This is a genomic window from Salisediminibacterium beveridgei (assembly GCF_001721685.1).
GTDB lineage: Bacteria > Bacillota > Bacilli > Bacillales > Salisediminibacteriaceae > Salisediminibacterium > Salisediminibacterium beveridgei.
In genome coordinates, this window is record NZ_CP012502.1 from 3,489,655 (window position 1) to 3,510,913 (window position 21,259).

Consider the following 21,259-nt stretch of genomic DNA (forward strand, 5'->3'; position numbering starts at 1 on the left):
TATGGCGCGCCCTGAGGGATTCGAACCCCCGACCTTTTGATTCGTAGTCAAACACTCTATCCAGCTGAGCTAAGGGCGCATGTAAATACATTTGGTACCGAGGGCCGGACTCGAACCGGCACGGTCTTTGAGGACCGCAGGATTTTAAGTCCTGTGTGTCTACCAATTCCACCACCCCGGCGCACAAAAGACAAATAGTATGTAATGGAGCGGGAAACGGGATTCGAACCCGCGACCCCCACCTTGGCAAGGTGGTGCTCTACCACTGAGCTATTCCCGCTCATAAATAAATAAACATTGGTGCGGGTGAGAGGACTCGAACCTCCACGTCCGTTAAGACACTAGAGCCTGATTCTAGCGCGTCTGCCAATTCCGCCACACCCGCAATATAACATTAAAAAATGGTGAGCCATGAAGGATTCGAACCTTCGACCCTCTGATTAAAAGTCAGATGCTCTACCAACTGAGCTAATGGCTCTTAACATGGTGCTGGCCAGAGGACTTGAACCCCCAACCTACTGATTACAAGTCAGTTGCTCTACCAATTGAGCTAGGCCAGCAAAATAATGGTGGAGGATGACGGGCTCGAACCGCCGACCCCCTGCTTGTAAGGCAGATGCTCTCCCAACTGAGCTAATCCTCCAATATAATGCCTGGCGGCGTCCTACTTTCACAGGGGGACAGCCCCCAACTATCATCGGCGCTGAAGAGCTTAACTTCCGTGTTCGGCATGGGAACGGGTGTGACCTCTTCGCTGTCGCCACCAGACTATGAAACTGAGTGTGACCACTCAAAACTGAATAACGCCTATGACGGGGATCATGAATCCGTGTCTTTCCTTCGTACATTAACTTACTTCGCTTAACGTTGGTTAAGCCCTCGATCGATTAGTATCACTCAGCTCCGCATATCGCTATGCTTCCACACGTGACCTATCTACCTCATCGTCTCTGAGGGATCTTACTCACCGAAGTGATGGGAAATCTCATCTTGAGGGGGGCTTCATGCTTAGATGCTTTCAGCACTTATCCCGTCCACACGTAGCTACCCAGCGATGCTCCTGGCGGAACAACTGGTACACCAGCGGTGTGTCCATCCCGGTCCTCTCGTACTAAGGACAGCTCCTCTCAAATTTCCTGCGCCCGCGACGGATAGGGACCGAACTGTCTCACGACGTTCTGAACCCAGCTCGCGTGCCGCTTTAATGGGCGAACAGCCCAACCCTTGGGACCTACTTCAGCCCCAGGATGCGACGAGCCGACATCGAGGTGCCAAACCTCCCCGTCGATGTGGACTCTTGGGAGAGATTAGCCTGTTATCCCCAGGGTAGCTTTTATCCGTTGAGCGACGGCCCTTCCATACGGTGCCGCCGGATCACTAAGCCCGACTTTCGTCCCTGCTCGACCTGTATGTCTCGCAGTCAAGCTCCCTTATGCCTTTGCACTCTGCGAATGATTTCCAACCATTCTGAGGGAACCTTTGGGCGCCTCCGTTACTCTTTAGGAGGCGACCGCCCCAGTCAAACTGCCTACCAGACACTGTCCCTGAACCGGATCACGGTTCGAGGTTAGAATTTCAGTACAGCAAGGGTAGTATCCCACCATTGCCTCCACCGAAGCTGGCGCTCCGGTTTCCAAGGCTCCTACCTATCCTGTACAAGCTGTACCAAAATCCAATATCAAGCTGCAGTAAAGCTCCATGGGGTCTTTCCGTCCTGTCGCGGGTAACCTGCATCTTCACAGGTAATATAATTTCACCGGGTCTCTCGTTGAGACAGTGCCCAAATCGTTGCACCTTTCGTGCGGGTCGGAACTTACCCGACAAGGAATTTCGCTACCTTAGGACCGTTATAGTTACGGCCGCCGTTTACTGGGGCTTCAATTCAGAGCTTCTCCAAAAGGATAACCCCTCCTCTTAACCTTCCAGCACCGGGCAGGTGTCAGCCCCTATACTTCGCCTTGCGGCTTCGCAGAGACCTGTGTTTTTGATAAACAGTCGTTTGGGCCTATTCACTGCGGCTCCCCCAGGCTGTTCACCCTGGGGAGCACTCCTTCTCCCGAAGTTACGGAGTCATTTTGCCGAGTTCCTTAACGAGAGTTCTCCCGCGCGTCTTAGAATTCTCATCCCGCCTACCTGTGTCGGTTTGCGGTACGGGCACCTGTTTCCTCGCTAGAGGCTTTTCTTGGCAGTGTAGAATCAGGAACTTCGCTACTTAATTCACTCGCGATCACAGCTCAACCTTACGGTTACGGGATTTGCCTCATAACCAGCCTCACTGCTTCGACGCACACGTCCAGCGGTGCGCTTACCCTATCTTCCTGCGTCCCCCCATTGCTCAAATGGAAACGTGGTGGTACAGGAATATCAACCTGTTTGCCATCGCCTACGCTTTTCAGCCTCGGCTTAGGACCCGACTAACCCTGAGCGGACGAGCCTTCCTCAGGAAACCTTAGGCTTTCGACGGAGGGGATTCTCACCCCTCTTTTCGCTACTCATACCGGCATTCTCACTTCTAAGCGCTCCACATGTCCTTGCGGTCATGCTTCTACGCCCTTAGAACGCTCCCCTACCCCGAACACCCGAAGGTGTTCAGCCATAGCTTCGGTGATACGTTTAGCCCCGGTACATTTTCGGCGCAGAGTCACTCGACCAGTGAGCTATTACGCACTCTTTCAATGATGGCTGCTTCTAAGCCAACATCCTGGTTGTCTAAGCAACTCCACATCCTTTTCCACTTAACGTATACTTGGGGACCTTAGCTGATGGTCTGGGCTGTTTCCCTCTTGACTACGGATCTTAGCACTCGCAGTCTGACTCCCGAGGATAAGTATTTGGCATTCGGAGTTTGACTGAATTCGGTAATCCTGTAGGGACCCCTAGTCCAATCAGTGCTCTACCTCCAATACTCTTCCCTCGAGGCTAGCCCTAAAGCTATTTCGGGGAGAACCAGCTATCTCCAGGTTCGATTGGCATTTCACCCCTACCCACACCTCATCCCCGCACTTTTCAACGTGCGTGGGTTCGGGCCTCCATTCAGTGTTACCTGAACTTCACCCTGGACATGGGTAGATCACCTGGTTTCGGGTCTGCAACCACGTACTTATTCGCCCTGTTCAGACTCGCTTTCGCTGCGGCTCCGCCTCTTCAGCTTAACCTTGCACGTGATCACAACTCGCCGGTTCATTCTACAAAAGGCACGCTGTCACCCATTAACGGGCTCCAACTACTTGTAGGCACACGGTTTCAAGATCTGTTTCACTCCCCTTCCGGGGTGCTTTTCACCTTTCCCTCACGGTACTGGTTCACTATCGGTCACTAGGAAGTATTTAGCCTTGGGAGATGGTCCTCCCGGATTCCGACGGGGTTTCACGTGACCCGCCGTACTCAGGATCCACTCCGGAGGAGGGAACGTTTCGGCTACAGGGCTTTTACCTTGTCCCGCGGACCTTTCCAGGTCGCTTCACCTACGCTCTCTCTTTGTAACTCCAATGGAGTGTCCTACAACCCCGAAAGGCAAGCCTTTCGGTTTGGGCTGTTTCCGTTTCGCTCGCCGCTACTCAGGAAATCGCTTTTGCTTTCTCTTCCTCCGGGTACTAAGATGTTTCAGTTCCCCGGGTCTGCCTGCCATTACCCTATGGATTCAGGTATGGCTCCCATCCCATTACGGATGGTGGGTTCCCCCATTCGGAAATCTCCGGATCAACGCTTACTTACAGCTCCCCGAAGCATATCGGTGTTCGTCCCGTCCTTCATCGGCTCCTAGTGCCAAGGTATCCACCGTGCGCCCTTTCTTGCTTAACCATTTCCTGTGTTCCCACAGGCTTTCTTTGGCGTCGTTTTAACCTTAACGTTTGAATTCAAGACACTCGGTTCCTCTCCATTTTGAATAGGATTCATAATAGATGATTCACCGGTGATTCATGATGTTTCGTCATTTCGTTATTCAGTTTTCAAAGGTCACTTTATGCAATGGATGCATAAATTGTAATTGGTGGAGCCTAGCGGGATCGAACCGCTGACCTCCTGCGTGCAAGGCAGGCGCTCTCCCAGCTGAGCTAAGGCCCCTTAAACAAAAGAAAAAACACTCAATAATGGTGGGCCTAAGTGGACTCGAACCACCGACCTCACGCTTATCAGGCGTGCGCTCTAACCAGCTGAGCTATAGGCCCATCATGAGAATTTTCATGTTGAAGAAGTATATGTTTCAACCCTTCAAAACTAAACAAAAACCAGAGGCAAAAGTAAAAAGGTTGAGCTTATCTGAAAACCGGAGGTTTCCAGCAAGTCTCCTTAGAAAGGAGGTGATCCATCCGCACCTTCCGGTACGGATACCTTGTTACGACTTCACCCCAATCATCTGTCCCACCTTCGGCGGCTGGCTCCCTAAGGTTACCTCACCGACTTCGGGTGTTACAAACTCTCGTGGTGTGACGGGCGGTGTGTACAAGGCCCGGGAACGTATTCACCGCGGCATGCTGATCCGCGATTACTAGCAATTCCGGCTTCATGCAGGCGAGTTGCAGCCTGCAATCCGAACTGAGAATGGCTTTATGGGATTGGCTCCACCTCGCGGCTTCGCGACCCATTGTACCATCCATTGTAGCACGTGTGTAGCCCAGGTCATAAGGGGCATGATGATTTGACGTCATCCCCACCTTCCTCCGGTTTATCACCGGCAGTCACCTTAGAGTGCCCAACTGAATGCTGGCAACTAAGATCAGGGGTTGCGCTCGTTGCGGGACTTAACCCAACATCTCACGACACGAGCTGACGACAACCATGCACCACCTGTCACTCTGTCCCCCGAAGGGGAAAACCCAGTCTCCTGGATGTTCAGAGGATGTCAAGACCTGGTAAGGTTCTTCGCGTTGCTTCGAATTAAACCACATGCTCCACTGCTTGTGCGGGCCCCCGTCAATTCCTTTGAGTTTCAGCCTTGCGGCCGTACTCCCCAGGCGGAGTGCTTAATGTGTTAACTTCGGCACTAAGGGTATCGAAACCCCTAACACCTAGCACTCATCGTTTACGGCGTGGACTACCAGGGTATCTAATCCTGTTTGCTCCCCACGCTTTCGCGCCTCAGCGTCAGTTGTAAGCCAGAAAGTCGCCTTCGCCACTGGTGTTCCTCCACATATCTACGCATTTCACCGCTACACGTGGAATTCCACTTTCCTCTCTTACACTCAAGTCCCCCAGTTTCCAATGACCCTCCACGGTTGAGCCGTGGGCTTTCACATCAGACTTAAGAGACCGCCTGCGCGCGCTTTACGCCCAATAATTCCGGACAACGCTTGCCCCCTACGTATTACCGCGGCTGCTGGCACGTAGTTAGCCGGGGCTTTCTCGTGAGGTACCGTCAAGGTGCCGCCTTATTCAAACGGCACTTGTTCTTCCCTCATAACAGAACTTTACGATCCGAGAACCTTCATCGTTCACGCGGCATTGCACCGTCAGGCTTTCGCCCATTGCGGATGATTCCCTACTGCTGCCTCCCGTAGGAGTCTGGGCCGTGTCTCAGTCCCAGTGTGGCCGATCACCCTCTCAGGTCGGCTACGCATCGTCGCCTTGGTGAGCCCTTACCTCACCAACCAGCTAATGCGCCGCGGGCCCATCCTGCAGTGAGAGGACGAATCCCCTCTTTTACGTAGGTACCATGCGATACTTACGGTCATCCGGTATTAGCCTCGTTTTCACGAGGTTGTCCCGGTCTGCAGGGCAGGTTGCCCACGTGTTACTCACCCGTCCGCCGCTCATTCCACTGACGTCCACCCGAAGGCTTCTGTTAGCTTCCTGCGCTCGACTTGCATGTATTAGGCATGCCGCCAGCGTTCGTCCTGAGCCAGGATCAAACTCTCCGATAAAGTGTGGCGTCCAATGCCTCAGGCATTTTCTTCCGCGTTCATCTGAAGTTTGATGCGCTAGCATCATACCAATGTTGATGACACATTGGATTTTCATTGACGGGATATCTTATTCATATATCCCACTTCTTTTGCTTGGTTTTTTGTTTAGTTTTCAAAGGTCAAAATTGTCTGTCGCTGAATTGGCGACTTTATAAGAATATCACCCGGCTGAATTTTCGTCAACACTTTTTTAAAAAGTATTTCGGTTTAATTTATACCGTCTCAACCATCAGTCGATACAAGCAGTTCAGAGCTTGTAAAACAACCTGGTTTGAAGTGATTCTCTTTCGCGCTTCAATAATGAGCGACAAGAGGTAATATACCATGTCTGATTAATCGAATGCAATAGCTTTTATCAATTTTGATAAAAAAAATTAACATAGCAAAAGACTCCGGGTTTCCCGGAGTCTCGGCTGAACAGGATCATCATTCTCCGGAGTGCTGAACGTTTCTCATTTGCGGAAAGAGCAGGACATCACGAATTGATGGCGAGTTGGTCAAGAGCATCACCAATCTGTCGATGCCTATTCCTAATCCACCCGTAGGCGGGAGACCGTACTCCAGAGATTCCACAAAATCTTCATCCATCATGTGCGCTTCATCGTCGCCTTGCTCGCGCTCCAGAATCTGCGCTTCAAAACGGGCGCGCTGATCAATGGGATCATTCAATTCTGTAAAGGCATTGGCATGTTCCCGGCCAACGATGAACAGTTCGAAGCGATCTGTAAATCTTGGATCCTCATCGTTTTTCTTCGCGAGCGGAGAGATATCCAACGGATGTCCATATACAAATGTCGGCTCAATGAGTTTTTCCTCTACGAAATACTCAAAAAACTCATTCACAATATGACCAAATTTCATCGTACCTTTATATGGAACGCCGTGTTTCTCAGCCAGATTCCGTGCCTCTTCATCAGTCAAATTCTGACGGAAATCAACACCGGTCTCTTCTTTAATGGCATCCACTATATGAACACGTCGCCATTTCGGCTCCAGATCAATGTCGACCTCACCATACGAGATTTTTGTTGTGCCCAGGACATCTTTTGCAATATGTGCCACCAGATTTTCAGTCAGGGCCATCACATCTTCATAATCTGCGTAGGCCTCATACAATTCAATCATGGTGAATTCCGGATTGTGCCTTGTCGACACTCCTTCATTTCGGAATACCCGTCCGATTTCATAAACTTTCTCCAACCCGCCGACGATGAGTCGTTTTAAATGCAGCTCAATGGCAATCCTCATGTACAAAGTCATATCCAATGCATTATGATGCGTCTCAAACGGGCGCGCAGTTGCTCCACCAGGAATGCTGTGCATCATCGGGGTTTCCACTTCCAGGTACCCGTGATCATCAAGATACCGGCGCATGGACTGGAGGATCTTACTTCTCAGCACAAACGTATCCCGTACTTCCGGATTCATAATCAGGTCAAGATAACGCTGACGGTAGCGCTGTTCCACATCTTTTAAGCCGTGATATTTATCCGGTAACGGACGCAAAGATTTCGTCAACATCTCAAAAGAGGCAACTTTAATGGACAATTCACCGACTTTTGTTTTGAAAAGCACACCGGAAACACCAACAATATCGCCGATGTCGGTTTTGGAAAACAATTCGTACGCATCGTCTCCGACTCCGTCTTTACGAACATAGATCTGGATCTGACCAGTCAGATCCTGCACGTGGGCAAAGCCTGCCTTCCCTTTCCCCCGTTTGGTCATCACCCGACCGGCAAGTGTCACAGGGACATTCAATTCTTCGAGTTCTGCTTTTTCCACTGCTTCGTATTCGCCGTGGAGCGCTTGAGCCAGATGCGTCCGTTCAAACTTGGACCCGAAAGGATCCATCCCAAGATCGATCAAATTCTGTAATTTTTCCCGTCGCACTTGTATCTGATCCGTCGCATCAAATTCCTGAGTCACGATTACCATCTCCTTTTTGGTTTCCATCCGTTGCGGTTCTCTGAATAAAGAAAACTTGGCTTATCGCCAAGCTTTAATGGCGAAAGCCTTAGTTGCAGTTATACGTTTCTATGAAGTGTGAAAAAACTGCCAGAGGGTACTGACAGCTTCCATAATCCCAACGTATTATAGGAGAGTTTCACCTACTTGTCAACTGTCCCGGCTGTTTCACAGGTCATTCGCTGGCAACCGGGCGCTTCTCTTCCATGAACTCACCCATTTCATGCATGACTGCCGCCATCTCATTACGCTCTTCTATCTGATTAATGCGATCACGAAATGGCGCCGCTCCCCGCAGGCCTTTCATATACCAGGCTGCATGCTTACGCATTTCACGCACTGCGACATGCTCTCCTTTGAGATCGACAAGCCGGTCCATATGAAGCACAGCAACGTCCATCTTCTCTTGAGGCGTCGGCTCAGCGATGTTCTCACCCGTCTCTAAATAATGAATCGTCCGGTAGAGCATCCAAGGATTCCCGAGGGCTGCACGGCCGATCATCACACCATCCACACCCGTTTCTGTCATCATGCGCTTCGCGTCTTCCGGCGTTTTTACATCGCCGTTTCCGATAATCGGAATCGTTACCGCTTCTTTGACGGACTTGATGATGCTCCAGTCAGCCTCTCCCTCATACATCTGCACCCTCGTTCTTCCGTGCAGGGCAATCGCCTGACCACCGGCAGCTTCCACCGCCCTGGCGTTGTCGACAGCAAAAACCGAATCCTCATCCCAGCCTTTTCGCATCTTGACCGTTACCGGTTTATCCACTTCCTTCACGACAGCAGAAACCATTTCATAGATCTTATCCGGATTCAAAAGCCAACGGGCACCGGCATCACAGGAGGTGATTTTCGGAACCGGACACCCCATATTGATATCGATCATATCTGCATTTGTTTGCTGATCGACGACCTTCGCTGCTTCTACGAGCGTCTCTTTATTCCCGCCAAATATCTGCAGGCTCAGTGGTTTTTCACGATCATCCACGTAGAGCATACTCAGTGAACGTTCATTCTTATGTAAAATCGCCTTGTCACTGACCATTTCCGCACAGACCAGACCCGTTCCGAATTCTTTGGCAATCAGCCGGAATGCCGGATTGCAGACGCCTGCCATCGGAGCAAGTACGACAGGATTTTTCATGTTTATGTTACCTATCTTCAGCATTTGATACACCCCTTTATGGTTCGACTCATCACCTGTGGTGTCAAATACTGATCACCTCGGCAGCTCATTCGCATACTTTATCACACCGCCACAGTCATCACATGCTTCAATGGCCAATTGAATCTCCTCGATATCAAGATCAGGATCGAGAGCAGCCACGTCCAGAAGCGGTATCAGAACAAAGGCCCGCTCCATCATTCGCGGATGCGGGATTTGCAGTCTTTCGGTCTTCATTGTATGGTGCCCGTAACGTAAAATGTCAAGGTCGATTGTTCTCGGACCCCACCGCTCCAACCGTTCCCGACCACCGGAAGATTCAATTGCCTGCGTGATCGTTAACAGCTGCTCCGGGGTTACCTCGGAGCGGCATGCGACGACCATATTTAAAAAGGAAGGCTGGTCCTCCACCCCCACCGGAACGGTCTCATAAACTGCAGATGTCCCCAAGACCGTTACATCCGGATGGTCTTCGAGTGCAGTCAGGGCACAGGCCATGTGATCCTCCCGTTTCCCCTGATTGGACCCAAAGGCAATAAAAGCCAAGTTTCCGTGCTCAGTGCTCATTGCGTCTACGCTCCCTGCTGACTTCCACAGCCACCGCGTTATAGTGTCCATGAATCGGCGGATCCGGTTTTGTCACTTTCACGGTAACGCCCTGAACAGGCGGGAATACCTCCAGCAGCCGGTCCGCCAGGCGGTTCGCGAGGGTTTCCACCAGTTGAACCGCATCTCCTTCGATGATCTCCTGAGCCAATGAATAGACCAGCGCATAATTGACGGTATCCTCCAATTCATCGGTGGACGCGGCGTTTCGGGTATCCATTTCGAGAACCACGTCTGCATTAAACCGTTGGCCGAGTTCATTCTCGGCCCGATAGGCACCGTGATAGCCGTAAAATCTCATGCCTTCCACAAAAATTTTATCCATCTGACCCTCATCCTTTCTGGTTAAATCCGTTCATGCCCCGCTTTTAGCGGAGGGAAAAGGGTTCTGCTTTCCCAACATGACGTCCATCATGCGTGCCATCCGGCTCATTTCCAGCACGTCATGCACGCGGACGATATGACAGCCCTTCTCGATCCCAAGGCAAACGGTGGCTCCCGTGCCTTCCACCCGTTCATGAACCGGCAAATCGAGTGCTTTAGCAATCAATGATTTCCGTGACGTCCCCAAGAGCAGGGGGTAACCCAGTGCAGCAAAGGCATCCAGTTTGCGCATCACCTCAAGATTGTCTTCGTACGTTTTCGCAAACCCGATGCCCGGATCGATGATGATCCGCTCCGCTTTCACACCTGCATCCAAGGCAATCCGGATACTTGTCCGCAAGTCTTCCAGCATATCTTCAATCAGGTTCTGATAGTCACTATTGTCACGATTATGCATCAAAATCAATGGCACATCATGACGTGCCGCTACCGAAGCCACTTTCGGATCAAACTTTGCACCCCAGACATCATTGATTATGGACGCCCCTTCAGCCAGTGCCCGTTCAGCAACGGCCGATTTGTAGGTATCGATGGATATCGGGATATCCACCACCTTCCGGATGGCACGAATCGCAGGGAGAACCCGCGAAAGCTCCTCTTCTTCACTGACGGGGGTCGAACCCGGCCGGGTGGATTCCCCGCCGATATCGATTATATCTGCTCCCTGGCGAACCATTTCCTGGGCCCGCTCCTGCCAGAGATCTTCGCTCGTAAAGATCCCGCCATCGGAAAACGAGTCCGGCGTCACATTTAAGATGCCCATCACCTGTGTCTTCTCATTGAAATTCAGTTCAAATTGATCCCAATTCATCCGTTCAATCATCTTCAGTCACCTGCGCTTTCTGACCTGTCAGTCAGTGTGAAATTCAGCAGCACGCCGAAATCGCAAAGGCATGCCATTTATTCTGATGGTAGCGTTCTTTCAGCGAATCAAAGAGATGCTGATTGTCAGACGCGATCGACTTGCCTTCCCAGGCGGACACCCTGACCAGCTCCTGAATCGCATTACACACGAACACGGTCTCTGCCTCGAGCAGATGATCTGGCGTGAATTCGCCTTCGATCACCCTGAAACCTTCCGCTTCGGCTGCCTTGATGACCCATGCCCGGGTGATGCCCGGCAGACAACCCGTCACAAGAGACGGCGTGAACAGTGTATCCTCCTTTACCCAGAACAGGTTCGATACAACCCCTTCTGACAAAAAACCTTCCTGAGTCAGAAAAACCCCTTCCACATCAGGCTGGTTCGCAAGCTCCCGTTTCCCGAGAATATTGTTCAAATAATGGTGGGATTTACGACGAACGGCTCCTTCCGGTGTGTTTCGCACCGTTTGAAGAAGCCGTGCTTCCTTTTCTTTCGGCGGTTCTTGGAGCTGTTTCACAAAAACCATGGTTTCCGGCGCTGTATAGGGGGCCACCATGAGACCGACACCCGCTTTTCCTGCTGAAATATTCCATCTGAAATAAGCGTCTTCCATGCCGTTGGCTTCAAGGAGCGAACGGATCACCGCGACTACCGCTTCCCGGTCATAGTCCGGAAGTGCGATGCCCAGTTCGTCGGCTCCTTCAGCCAGCCTGGTAAAATGATCATCCAACAAAAACGGATGACCGTTATAGGTTCGAAACGTCTCGAAAAGACCCATGCCATAGAGAAAGCCATGATCCATTGGCGAAATCCTCGCCTCCTGCTCATCCACTACCTCGTGATTTACGTAGATGTACATGCCTCTTCCCCCTGGCGATGAAGATCAAGGAAGTTCCGTAACAGCTGCTTGCCTGTGTCGGTCATAATTGATTCCGGATGAAACTGCACACCTTCAACGGCCAATTCCTTATGACGAAGGGCCATAATTTCACCCTCTGCTGTCTCTGCTGAAATTTCCAGACAGTCCGGCAACGTCTCCCGCTTGACGATCAAGGAATGATAGCGGGTGGCTGTAAAAGGGTTCTCAATGCCGGAGAAGATCGATTTTCCGTCATGGTGAACCGGTGACGTTTTTCCGTGCATCAACCGGTCCGCCCGGACAACGTCTCCACCGAATACCTGAGCGAGGGACTGATGCCCAAGACACACGCCGAATACCGGGATCTTGCCTGCAAAATAACGGATCACATCCATGCTGATGCCTGCTTCATCCGGCGAACAAGGACCGGGTGAAATCATCAGATAATCCGGGTCCATCGTCTCGATTTCCTCCAGGGTGATCTGATCATTGCGGCGAACGATGAGCTCCTGGCCCATCTCACCCAGATACTGCACAAGGTTATACGTAAATGAATCGTAATTATCAATCATTAAAATCATTTGTTTTCTCCTCCTCTGCTCTTACTCAACTCTTCCACCAGCTCTTCTTCACTCATCGTCTTTGCATGCCACAGTGCTTTTGCCTTCTTCAACGATTCTTTGTACTCTGCAGCAGGATCGGAATCGATGACGATCCCTGCCCCTGCCTGAACATGTACTTCGTCATCCTTAACGATCATCGTCCGGATCGTGATGTTGAGCTCCATATCATCTTGAAAACCAATCCAGCCCATGGCGCCGGTGTAGGCGCCCCGGCGAACCGGTTCAATTTCTTCGATGATTTCCATCGTTCGGATTTTCGGTGCCCCGGTGATCGTGCCACCCGGGAACGTCGCAGCAATTACGTCGAAGGCATCTCTTCCGGGGGCACGCTTGCCCCTGACGTTGGAAACGATGTGCTGCACATGGGAATATTTTTCGATCACCATCAGCTCATCCACCATCACAGTACCAAACGCTGCAATACGCCCAAGGTCATTACGTTCAAGATCAACCAGCATGATATGCTCCGCCCGCTCCTTTTCATTATCAAGCAGCGTTCTTGCCAGGCGGTCATCCTCTTGCGGTGAATCACCTCTTGAGCGTGTACCGGCGATCGGGCGGGTGCTGACATCTTCCCCGCGCACTTTCACCAGAAGCTCCGGAGAGGCACTGACGTAAACGATCCCGTCTTTTTGAAAATAACCCATATAGGGCGACGGATTAATCTCCCTGAGTTTCTGATACATATGCCTTGGCGGCGTGTTCAGCCGCATCGTTTCCCTGACGGACAAATTCACCTGAAAGACGTCGCCGCTTCGGATATAGTCCTGAACGCGGCGAACCCCTTCGTTGAATGTCTTTTCATCCAGAGAACGAACCCTGTCCTGATCTGAGTCTATTGTATTACGGGATGCAGAAAACGTTTCTTCATCCCACGCGGCTGCAGCATAATGCCAGCGGTCCAACAGGGCTTTTGCCACACTGTGATCCGCACGGTCTTCCGTTACCGCGATCCCCCAGAGAAGTTCCTCCTGATGATCAATGACATACAGCTCATCAAAGGCCAGCAGGCTCACGTCCGGCGTATCGAGATCATCCGTTGCAGCGACCGGCAACGACTCGATCTCCCGGATCAGGTCATAACTCAGCTGGCCAAAGAGTCCTCCCTGCATATCCGGAAGATCCGGATCCGCTTCGATGGCCCATGCCGATGCCCATTGCCTCAAGGAATGCAGCAACGGCCCTTTCAGATGGTTGACCTGACCTTCCTGCTCAATCCTCAGAAGACCATTCTTCCCGGTCAGTTTCGCAAACGGCTCGAGACCAATGACCGAATACCGTCCGCCTCTGCCACTTTCAAGAAGCACGTAATCCGATTGATCAGACGTGAGTTTCATATATGTGTAAAACCAGTCCTCCGGAAGCACCGCTAAAGGGATCACTTCTCCTGTTGCCACTCGTGTCATTAGTCTGTTCCCCCGATTGTCCGAATATCGCTAATCTGCGTATTATTATACGGCCCTTCGCTTAGAGAGTAAAGCGATCAATTCCATTCAGGTATCAGATTGAAGTATGAAAGTGCGGCTCAGCCTGTTTGCTGAAACCGCACTTTTTCGATCCGTTTAATCGTCGTCGAACTGATAAAGTGGTGTACTCAAGTAACGTTCCCCATTACTTGGGATGATCGCGACCACTTTCTTGCCTTTACCCAGTTCTTTTGCCACTTTGAGTGCTGCATAAATGGCAGCACCGGAGCTGATCCCGCCGAGAATTCCTTCGAGACGAGCAGCCTTTCTTGCGTATTCAAAAGAGGCCTCGGTGGATACCGTCATAATGTCATCATAAATCTCCGTATTCAGAATACCTGGAACAAAACCCGCGCCAATGCCCTGAATTTTATGCGGACTTTTTTTCCACCTGAGAGAATCGGCGAATCTTCCGGCTCCAAAGCCACGATCCGGAGCTGTGGGAACGATTCTTTCAATACTTCACCGGCTCCGGTAATCGTTCCACCGGTCCCGATCCCGGAAATCAAGGCATCGAGCTGCCCGTCCACCTGAGCAAGAAGTTCCTTGGCCGTTGTCTCCCGGTGCACTTTCACGTTCGCGTCGTTCTCAAACTGCTGGGGCATAAAGTAGCCGTGTTTCTCCTGCAACTCTTTTGCCTTAGAAATCGCACCACCCATGCCGTCGGGGCCTGGTGTCAATACGAGTTCCGCACCGTAGGCTTTCAGGAGATTACGGCGCTCGAGACTCATCGTGTCGGGCATCACCAGTACAGAACGATAGCCTTTTGCCGCAGCAACCATCGCCAGACCGATCCCTGTGTTTCCGCTGGTTGGTTCCACCAGCGTAGCTCCAGGTTTCAGTTCGCCGGATTTTTCCGCTTCTTCCACCATCGACATTGCAATCCGGTCTTTGACGCTGCTGCCCGGATTCATGTATTCCAGTTTCAGATATACGTCTGCATCTTCTGCTCCTGTCATCCGCTGCAATTTCACAAGCGGCGTGTCGCCAATCAGGTCTGTAATGGATTCCACAACTCTTGCCATCATTCATCGCCTCCTAAAGCCTAGTTAATCGGTGGGTTTAGTCTATTTAAAGAATACCACTTTGCTGTCAGCCCGTCAATTCTATGCGTCTGCCTGTCCATTCCCTTGCCGACGACCATCAAGAATCTCCTGAAGATCCGCTTTACTGAACTGATAGACTTCATTGCAAAAATGACAACTTGTTTCAGCGCCCTTATCTTCTTCAATCATGCTGACAAGCTCATCTTCCTGGATGCTGTAAAGTGCGGTTTCAATCCGCTCTCGTGAGCATTGGCAGTGAAAAGCGACTTTTTTCTTATCAAGAATCCGGTAGTCGCCGGCTGACAGCCGGCTGACGATGTCTTCCGGTGTCATGCCTTTTGAGAGCATTTCCGTCACGGAAGGGAGTTCCTGAAGGGCTGCTTCAACTTGATCAATCGTTTCGTCGGTGGCTTCCGGCATCAGCTGCAGGATAAAGCCACCCGCGGCCATGACCTTCTCTTTCTCCCCGACGAGGACACCCAGAGCGACAGAAGAGGGGGTCTGTTCGGATGATGCGAAGTAGTAGGTAAAGTCGTCACCCAGCTCTCCGGAAACAAGCGGGACACTGCCGGTAAAATAATCCTTCATGCCGAGGTCTTTCACGACAGACAAATACCCTTCGTGACCAACGACCGCACCCACATTCAATTTCCCGTCAGGATGGCGCTCCGGGTCCACATCCACGCGGCTCACATAGCCCCGCGCCTCACCATTGGCATTGGCGTCAACAATCAACGGTGATGCAGGACCATTTCCTTCGATTTTGATGGTCAGCTTTTCATCACCTTTCAGCATCGCCCCCATCATTGTCCCGGCAGTCAGTGCCCTTCCGATCGCTGCGGTGACGGTTCGCCACGTCTGGTGCCTTCTGGCCGCCTCGTCCACCATGTCTGTTGTTTCTATCGCATAGATCCTGACCTGATCGTCGTAGGCCAGCGCTTTGATTAGATGATCTTGTGACATGTTTCTTGTACCCCTTTCCTGATGTTCAAGGTTCTTACTGTTGCTGCTTACTGTGTAATACGTGGAGCCCGTCAAGTGTCAGATGAGGATGCACGTGATCAATCACACGGGAGTAATCAGCCAAAAGCTCGGCATGCTCTCCTGTGGCTATCACCGTCGCTGACGTTCCGATTTCATGATTGATCCGGCCCACAATCCCTTCCACCTGCCCAACATAGCCATAGAGATAGCCGCTGCGCATGGCCTCCGTTGTATTACGCCCGATCACGGTTTCCGTTCCTGCAAGATCAATTTTAGGGAGTTTCGATGCTTTGTCATACAAGGCTTCCATGGCAATGCCCATGCCTGGCGCAATAACCCCTCCGGCATATTGCCTCGATTCGTTGACATAGCAAAACGTCGTCGCTGTACCGAAGTCAACGATAATAAACGGTGCTTCATAAACCGCCAACGCACCCACTGCATTGCTGATCCGGTCACTGCCCACTTCACGCGGATTGTCCGCGAGTATGTTCAATCCGGTTTTAACACCAGGTCCAACGAACACCGGATCAACCTTAAAATAGCGTATGAACATTCGGCGGATCGGATCATCGAGAGGCGGAACGACCGATGACACCATCACATCCGTGACCTCATCGATCAGTTGCCCGTTCATCATGAACAATTGTCCGAGCAAAACGCCGTATTCATCAACCGTCTTATCATAATCCGTCTGAATCACCCATTCGAAAACCCGTTTCTGGTCCCGATAAAGCCCTGTTGAAATCGTTGTATTTCCGATATCCATCGCGAGCAGCATCCCATCCACTCCTTGTTTTCAATGATTTCAAATACGAGAAGGAGGGTGCCGGTGAGACACCCTCCTTCATTCACTTTACTTGCGGTCGTCATCCTCTTGATCAGAAGTGTCATCGGACGTTTCTTTTTCCGTGTCAGCATCTGGATCTGCTTTCGGTTCTTCCCCGGCAGGTGCATCGGCCTGTTCGCCGTCGGTTGGTTCCTCTTCAGCATTCTTTTCTTCCTGGTTTTCTTCATCACTCTCGCTGTTCTCTTTTTCCCCGTTCAGCTTTTTCATCATGTGGTGATTTTCAGGCATTTTGCCGTCTTCCACAAGGGAATAGATCTGTTCAGCATCCAGTGTTTCAATTTCCATGAGCATTTCTGCTACAAGTTCGAGCTTATCTTTATGCTCAACAAGGATCTCTTTACAGCTCGCATACGCTTCCTTGATGATGCGCTGAACTTCCATATCGATTTCATAGGCAATCGCTTCACTGTAGTTTTGTTCGTTGTTGATGTCACGGCCTAAGAACACTTCGCCTTGCGAACTCCCGAACTGAATTGGTCCGAGTTTCTCACTCATGCCGTATTCCATGACCATTTTACGGGCAATGCCTGTCGCACGCTGGAAGTCATTGTGAGCACCTGTGCTCACTTCGTTAAACATCACTTCTTCCGCCACGCGTCCGCCGAGAAGTCCGATGATTTTATCGATCAGCTCCGGTTTGGTCATGAAGTAGCGGTCTTCTCTCGGTAACATCATTGCATACCCGCCGGCCTGGCCTCGAGGTACGATGGTTACTTTATGCACCATATCCGCATTGACCAGTTTCACACCAACAACGGTATGGCCTGCTTCGTGGTGAGCGACAATTTTCTTTTCTTTTTCGGAAATCACACGGGTCTTCTTCGAAGGCCCTGCAATCGTCCGGTCGATGGCTTCTTCAACCGATTCCATATCAATCTTCTTCTTGTCGGTTCTTGCTGCCACCAGGGCTGCTTCGTTCAATAAGTTCTCCAGATCTGCACCTGAAAAACCTGGTGTCCGCTGCGCGATCGTCTTCAGTTGTACATCATCGGAAAGCGGCTTATCCTTGGCGTGCACTTCGAGAACAGCTTCCCGGCCTTTGACATCGGGACGGCCCACCATGATCTGACGGTCAAATCGTCCCGGACGGAGAAGAGCAGGGTCAAGGATATCCGCACGGTTTGTTGCTGCAATCAAAATGATGCCTTCGTTCACACCAAAACCGTCCATCTCAACGAGCAGCTGGTTCAGTGTCTGTTCACGTTCATCGTGACCACCACCGACACCTGCCCCGCGACGACGTCCGACGGCATCGATCTCATCGATGAAAATGATACACGGTGAATTCTTTTTCGCATTCTCAAACAGGTCACGAACACGGGATGCGCCGACACCGACGAACATCTCAACAAAGTCCGAACCACTGATGGAGAAGAACGGTACGCCCGCTTCCCCGGCAACCGCACGGGCAATCAGTGTCTTACCTGTACCCGGAGGTCCTACAAGGAGGACACCTTTCGGAATGCGGGCACCGATTTCGGCAAATTTACGCGGCTCTTTCAGGAAATCCACGACTTCGACGAGTTCCTGCTTCTCTTCATCCGCACCAGCCACGTCTTTAAAGCGCGCCTTTTTCTTCTCTTCGCTGACGAGCTTCGCTTTGCTCTTGCCGAAGTTCATCATCTTGTTGCCGCCACCTTGTGACTGGCTGATCAGAAAGAAGAATAAAATGAAGATAATAATAAATGGAATAAGGACCGTGAAGAATGTAATCCATCCACTCGGTTCCTCAGCCGGTTCAATCGTCAGCTCATTGAGGCTCTCGCTGCCGCTAGCCGCGACAATATCCTCAAGGAACACTTGTAAATCCGGTATATTGACGGTGAAGAATTCATCTTCTTCCGCGTCAGTGAACTGCCCGCGGGCAGAATAGACATCCAGATTCGGCTGAATCTCTAATGATTCCACATTTCCTTCCTGGTATTCCTGCTTAAATTCCGTAAACGTGATTTCTGAGGTGTCTCCCGGTTCTTGTGAAAAAACACTGACAATCCCGACGATCACGAGGAAGATGAGCAGGTAAAATAACGTATTACGAAAAATACGGTTCATTTTGGGCCTCCTCTAACTTACATTCAAGTAATCTTATCATATTCCTTTTGTTTCCTTCAATTTATTCGCCCTGATAGACTTCAGGTTTTAAGACGCCAACAAACGGGAGGTTACGATATTTCTCTATAAAGTCGAGGCCGTAGCCCACAACGAATTTGTCCGGTACGATAAATCCGGCAAGATCTGCCGTTACATCGGCGGTGCGGCCTTCCGGTTTATCGAGCAAAGTAACAATCTTCACAGATTTTGCACCACGGTGGTGAAAGAGGTTCACGAGATAATGAAGCGTCGTCCCACTGTCAATGATGTCCTCGACAATCAAAATGTCCCGGCCTGCCACACTGGTGTTCAGGTCCTTGACAATTTTCACTTCGCCGGAAGAGACGAAGGCTTCGCCGTAACTGGAAACGTCCATCATATCAAATTCAATATGGGTATCGATCTTCTGTATCAAATCACCCATGAAGGGCAGACAGCCTTTCAGAATCCCGACGACCAGAGGGAATTTCCCCTCATACATCTCTGTGATTTCCTTACCGAGTTCAGCTACTTTCTCCTGAATTTCTTCTTCTGATACCAATACTTCCAAAATATCGTCCTTCATAGTCGTTGTGGACCCTCCTAGTATATTGTTATTGTTCATTCATGCCTTGTCAAAAGGAACGAAGCGCAGCACTATTCGTTCACGGCATGGATCCTGTCCGGTTAATTCACCTGAAACTGCTAATTCAGGAACCCATAATATTGTATCATGTCTGTCGACTATAATGGGCCAAAGTTCACGCATATGCAAGGGAATTTTACGATTGATCATAAGATCTTTTATCTTCTGACGACCCTTGCGGTTCTGAAGCAGGATCCGGTCGCCCGGCTTTCGGCTTCTCACAGTCAAAGGTAACCGTTCAGCCGGGATGGCCGTTTCGGATAATGACAGAGCTGGTTCACTCAGTTCTCCAGCGGTCTCGATGATGAGGTTACCTCCAGGCAGCAGCAAATTGCCTTCGTCTGGTATCACCTGTGTATTCAATACGTCCATGGAAGTCTCTTCCACTTCGAGATTCACTTGGTCATATGTACAAACCAGTATCACATCCCCTTCGAAATAAGCTTTTGCATTCGGCTTATTCCCCCGGATCAGCGACACAGCCTGCATCAGGTTTCGACTGTTCCAATGGCCTTTGGAGGCCTTGTTCCTGAAAAGATAAGTTAATAGTAGATGAACAGCCCGCTTTTGTAAAGCAGAAGGCAAAGCGTTGAATCCACTCCTCGAAAAAGTGACTTTCCCTTCGGTCTGTACGAGGTGAACCTCGGGTTCCTTCAGTCGTGCTTCGGTCTCTTTTTCCATGAAATCCTCTTCAAGCTGACGGTCTTCGGTGAAGGATTGCACCTGTTTGTGAATGGCTGGCTCCTCTTCTTTCATGACGGGCAGCAGTTTATGGCGGATGCGGTTTCTTGTATAGGTTTCCTGTTCATTGGTGTGGTCTTCCCGGTACGGAACCTGATGCAGATCGGCATAGGCGTAGAGCTCCTTTTTTTCCAGCCCCAGCAGCGGACGGATGAGCGTACCCGGCGGGAAAGGCCGGAGTGGCCGCATGCCTGCCGGTGCCCGCCCAGTCGTGCGCAACAGTTCTATCAGCACGGTTTCCACCTGGTCATCACCGTGATGAGCTAAAGCGAGGCGATTGGCACCGATCTCCGCCATGACATGACGAAAAGCTTCGTAACGGAGGTCTCTGGCAATTTCCTGGACCGAACCTTTACGAAGCTTCCGTTCACCTGTCACATCGAGATCAACCTGCTCAAACGGTATGTCATGCGTGTGACAAAAATCCCTGACAAGCGATGCATCGGCGTCGGCATCTGCTCCGCGTAAATGATGGTGGGCATGCACGACATGCACCCGAATGCCGAAACGTTTCATTTGTCCACTCAGGTAGTCGAGCAGCACCATGCTGTCGACGCCACCGGAAACCGCAACGAGGACATGATCCCCTTTTGACAGCATCCTGTAGCGACGGATCATTCGATCAATGGATGGATTCATAACGGTGCCCACCACCTTTTCCAAAGGTGAAGATCGACAGTCCAACAACGAGTCCTCCGGCAATCGCACCCGCAATCAGCATCGTCTCAACACCGGATTCGAGCCCTTGCAGGTAATCCCCTTCCACGAAAGCCAGCATGGTAAAGTAGGCCCGTCCGCCTGGCACGAGGGGCAGAATGCCTGGGATCGACAGCGTTGTCACAGGGAGTTTCAAGCGTCTGGCAAAAAAGTGTGAGTTCAATGCCGCAGAGATGGAAGCAAGGCCGGTGGCGACCACCTGCGAGGCACCAAGCATCATGGAAATGCTCAACACGGCCCACGTGACCACCCCGATACCGCCACCTACAAGGAGCGCCCGCTTTGGTACATTAAACAGAACACCAAAAGCAACCGTAGCTGCAAACGTGAGGAATAATTGCAAAATGAATGTCACCATAAACG

The 21,259-nt window shown here is 51.0% G+C and carries 14 protein-coding genes, 9 tRNA genes, 3 rRNA genes and 1 pseudogene; all 27 read right to left on the reverse strand.

Translation table 11 applies throughout. The annotated features are described in order from the left end of the window. Positions 1 to 2 precede the first annotated feature (2 nt). The 27 genes and pseudogenes from BBEV_RS16525 to BBEV_RS16655 all read right to left on the reverse strand — a co-directional run bounded on the left by BBEV_RS16525 (position 3) and on the right by BBEV_RS16655 (position 21,254). A tRNA-Arg gene (locus BBEV_RS16525) sits at positions 3 to 79 on the reverse strand. A gap of 13 nt (positions 80 to 92) precedes the next feature. Further along, a tRNA-Leu gene (locus tag BBEV_RS16530) sits at positions 93 to 181 on the reverse strand. A 24-nt stretch (positions 182 to 205) separates the two neighbouring features. Next, positions 206 to 280 (reverse strand) — tRNA-Gly (locus tag BBEV_RS16535). A gap of 18 nt (positions 281 to 298) precedes the next feature. Continuing rightward, a tRNA-Leu gene (locus BBEV_RS16540) sits at positions 299 to 385 on the reverse strand. A gap of 17 nt (positions 386 to 402) precedes the next feature. After that, positions 403 to 478: transfer RNA gene (locus tag BBEV_RS16545), tRNA-Lys, on the reverse strand. Positions 479 to 484: 6 nt separating this feature from the next. Next, positions 485 to 560: transfer RNA gene (locus tag BBEV_RS16550), tRNA-Thr, on the reverse strand. A 7-nt stretch (positions 561 to 567) separates the two neighbouring features. Next, positions 568 to 643 (reverse strand) — tRNA-Val (locus BBEV_RS16555). Positions 644 to 651: 8 nt separating this feature from the next. Beyond that, positions 652 to 768 (reverse strand): 5S ribosomal RNA (rrf, locus tag BBEV_RS16560). Between the two features lie 99 nt (positions 769 to 867). After that, positions 868 to 3,801: ribosomal RNA gene (locus tag BBEV_RS16565) — 23S ribosomal RNA — on the reverse strand. Between the two features lie 188 nt (positions 3,802 to 3,989). Next, positions 3,990 to 4,065, reverse strand: a tRNA-Ala gene (locus BBEV_RS16570). A gap of 27 nt (positions 4,066 to 4,092) precedes the next feature. Then, positions 4,093 to 4,169, reverse strand: a tRNA-Ile gene (locus BBEV_RS16575). A gap of 125 nt (positions 4,170 to 4,294) precedes the next feature. Further along, positions 4,295 to 5,861: ribosomal RNA gene (locus BBEV_RS16580) — 16S ribosomal RNA — on the reverse strand. The 16S, 23S and 5S rRNA genes sit together here with 9 tRNA genes alongside, the layout of an rRNA operon. Positions 5,862 to 6,329: 468 nt before the next feature. Next, a complete protein-coding gene (gene lysS / locus BBEV_RS16585) occupies positions 6,330 to 7,841 on the reverse strand; it encodes a lysine--tRNA ligase (protein WP_198155099.1) in 1,512 nt (503 codons plus the stop codon). Positions 7,842 to 8,046: 205 nt separating this feature from the next. Next, positions 8,047 to 9,042, reverse strand: a complete 996-nt coding sequence (dusB, locus tag BBEV_RS16590; RefSeq protein WP_069366464.1) for a tRNA dihydrouridine synthase DusB — start codon at positions 9,040 to 9,042, stop codon at positions 8,047 to 8,049. A gap of 51 nt (positions 9,043 to 9,093) precedes the next feature. Then, on the reverse strand, positions 9,094 to 9,606 hold the full coding sequence (gene folK, locus BBEV_RS16595; protein WP_069366465.1) for a 2-amino-4-hydroxy-6-hydroxymethyldihydropteridine diphosphokinase: 513 nt from the start codon (positions 9,604 to 9,606) through the stop codon (positions 9,094 to 9,096). Continuing rightward, the gene (gene folB, locus BBEV_RS16600; protein ID WP_069366466.1) at positions 9,596 to 9,970 is read right to left on the reverse strand and encodes a dihydroneopterin aldolase; all 375 of its coding nucleotides are present in this window, start codon (positions 9,968 to 9,970) and stop codon (positions 9,596 to 9,598) included. The genes folK and folB overlap by 11 nt, the downstream gene beginning before the upstream one ends. 30 nt (positions 9,971 to 10,000) lie before the next feature. Further along, complete coding sequence (gene folP, locus BBEV_RS16605) at positions 10,001 to 10,840, reverse strand: dihydropteroate synthase (protein WP_069366806.1); 840 nt, start codon at positions 10,838 to 10,840, stop codon at positions 10,001 to 10,003. 55 nt (positions 10,841 to 10,895) lie between these two features. Then, positions 10,896 to 11,753: an aminodeoxychorismate lyase gene (gene pabC / locus BBEV_RS16610; RefSeq protein ID WP_069366467.1), complete on the reverse strand. Its 858-nt coding sequence runs from the start codon at positions 11,751 to 11,753 to the stop codon at positions 10,896 to 10,898. Further along, positions 11,738 to 12,334: an aminodeoxychorismate/anthranilate synthase component II gene (pabA, locus tag BBEV_RS16615; RefSeq protein WP_069366468.1), complete on the reverse strand. Its 597-nt coding sequence runs from the start codon at positions 12,332 to 12,334 to the stop codon at positions 11,738 to 11,740. Before pabA ends, pabC begins: the two co-directional genes overlap by 16 nt. Next, a complete protein-coding gene (locus tag BBEV_RS16620) occupies positions 12,331 to 13,782 on the reverse strand; it encodes an anthranilate synthase component I family protein (protein WP_069366469.1) in 1,452 nt (483 codons plus the stop codon). The genes pabA and BBEV_RS16620 overlap by 4 nt, the downstream gene beginning before the upstream one ends. A gap of 156 nt (positions 13,783 to 13,938) precedes the next feature. Beyond that, positions 13,939 to 14,867, reverse strand: a pseudogene (gene cysK / locus BBEV_RS16625) (cysteine synthase A). Between the two features lie 81 nt (positions 14,868 to 14,948). Further along, positions 14,949 to 15,851: an Hsp33 family molecular chaperone HslO gene (gene hslO / locus BBEV_RS16630; protein ID WP_069366470.1), complete on the reverse strand. Its 903-nt coding sequence runs from the start codon at positions 15,849 to 15,851 to the stop codon at positions 14,949 to 14,951. Positions 15,852 to 15,885: 34 nt separating this feature from the next. Then, positions 15,886 to 16,653, reverse strand: a complete 768-nt coding sequence (locus tag BBEV_RS16635; protein WP_069366471.1) for a type III pantothenate kinase — start codon at positions 16,651 to 16,653, stop codon at positions 15,886 to 15,888. A gap of 75 nt (positions 16,654 to 16,728) precedes the next feature. Further along, a complete protein-coding gene (gene ftsH, locus BBEV_RS16640; RefSeq protein ID WP_069366472.1) occupies positions 16,729 to 18,774 on the reverse strand; it encodes an ATP-dependent zinc metalloprotease FtsH in 2,046 nt (681 codons plus the stop codon). Between the two features lie 61 nt (positions 18,775 to 18,835). Beyond that, a complete protein-coding gene (gene hpt / locus BBEV_RS16645) occupies positions 18,836 to 19,378 on the reverse strand; it encodes a hypoxanthine phosphoribosyltransferase (RefSeq protein WP_069366473.1) in 543 nt (180 codons plus the stop codon). 39 nt (positions 19,379 to 19,417) lie between these two features. Continuing rightward, positions 19,418 to 20,818 (reverse strand): tRNA lysidine(34) synthetase TilS, encoded by a 1,401-nt coding sequence (gene tilS / locus BBEV_RS16650; protein WP_069366474.1) that lies wholly within the window; start codon positions 20,816 to 20,818, stop codon positions 19,418 to 19,420. After that, positions 20,802 to 21,254: a threonine/serine exporter family protein gene (locus tag BBEV_RS16655; protein ID WP_069366475.1), complete on the reverse strand. Its 453-nt coding sequence runs from the start codon at positions 21,252 to 21,254 to the stop codon at positions 20,802 to 20,804. Before BBEV_RS16655 ends, tilS begins: the two co-directional genes overlap by 17 nt. Between the last annotated feature and the right edge of the window lie 5 nt (positions 21,255 to 21,259).

Bases quoted from the DNA above. Each gene is read 5' to 3' on its own strand.
- lysS (WP_198155099.1), bottom strand. From the start codon at position 7,841: ATGGTAATCGTGACTCAGGAATTTGATGCGACGGATCAGATACAAGTG.
- dusB (WP_069366464.1), bottom strand. From the start codon at position 9,042: ATGCTGAAGATAGGTAACATAAACATGAAAAATCCTGTCGTACTTGCT.
- folK (WP_069366465.1), bottom strand. From the start codon at position 9,606: ATGAGCACTGAGCACGGAAACTTGGCTTTTATTGCCTTTGGGTCCAAT.
- folB (WP_069366466.1), bottom strand. From the start codon at position 9,970: ATGGATAAAATTTTTGTGGAAGGCATGAGATTTTACGGCTATCACGGT.
- folP (WP_069366806.1), bottom strand. From the start codon at position 10,840: ATGAATTGGGATCAATTTGAACTGAATTTCAATGAGAAGACACAGGTG.
- pabC (WP_069366467.1), bottom strand. From the start codon at position 11,753: ATGTACATCTACGTAAATCACGAGGTAGTGGATGAGCAGGAGGCGAGG.
- pabA (WP_069366468.1), bottom strand. From the start codon at position 12,334: ATGATTTTAATGATTGATAATTACGATTCATTTACGTATAACCTTGTG.
- BBEV_RS16620 (WP_069366469.1), bottom strand. From the start codon at position 13,782: ATGACACGAGTGGCAACAGGAGAAGTGATCCCTTTAGCGGTGCTTCCG.
- hslO (WP_069366470.1), bottom strand. From the start codon at position 15,851: ATGTCACAAGATCATCTAATCAAAGCGCTGGCCTACGACGATCAGGTC.
- BBEV_RS16635 (WP_069366471.1), bottom strand. From the start codon at position 16,653: ATGCTGCTCGCGATGGATATCGGAAATACAACGATTTCAACAGGGCTT.
- ftsH (WP_069366472.1), bottom strand. From the start codon at position 18,774: ATGAACCGTATTTTTCGTAATACGTTATTTTACCTGCTCATCTTCCTC.
- hpt (WP_069366473.1), bottom strand. From the start codon at position 19,378: ATGAAGGACGATATTTTGGAAGTATTGGTATCAGAAGAAGAAATTCAG.
- tilS (WP_069366474.1), bottom strand. From the start codon at position 20,818: ATGAATCCATCCATTGATCGAATGATCCGTCGCTACAGGATGCTGTCA.
- BBEV_RS16655 (WP_069366475.1), bottom strand. From the start codon at position 21,254: ATGGTGACATTCATTTTGCAATTATTCCTCACGTTTGCAGCTACGGTT.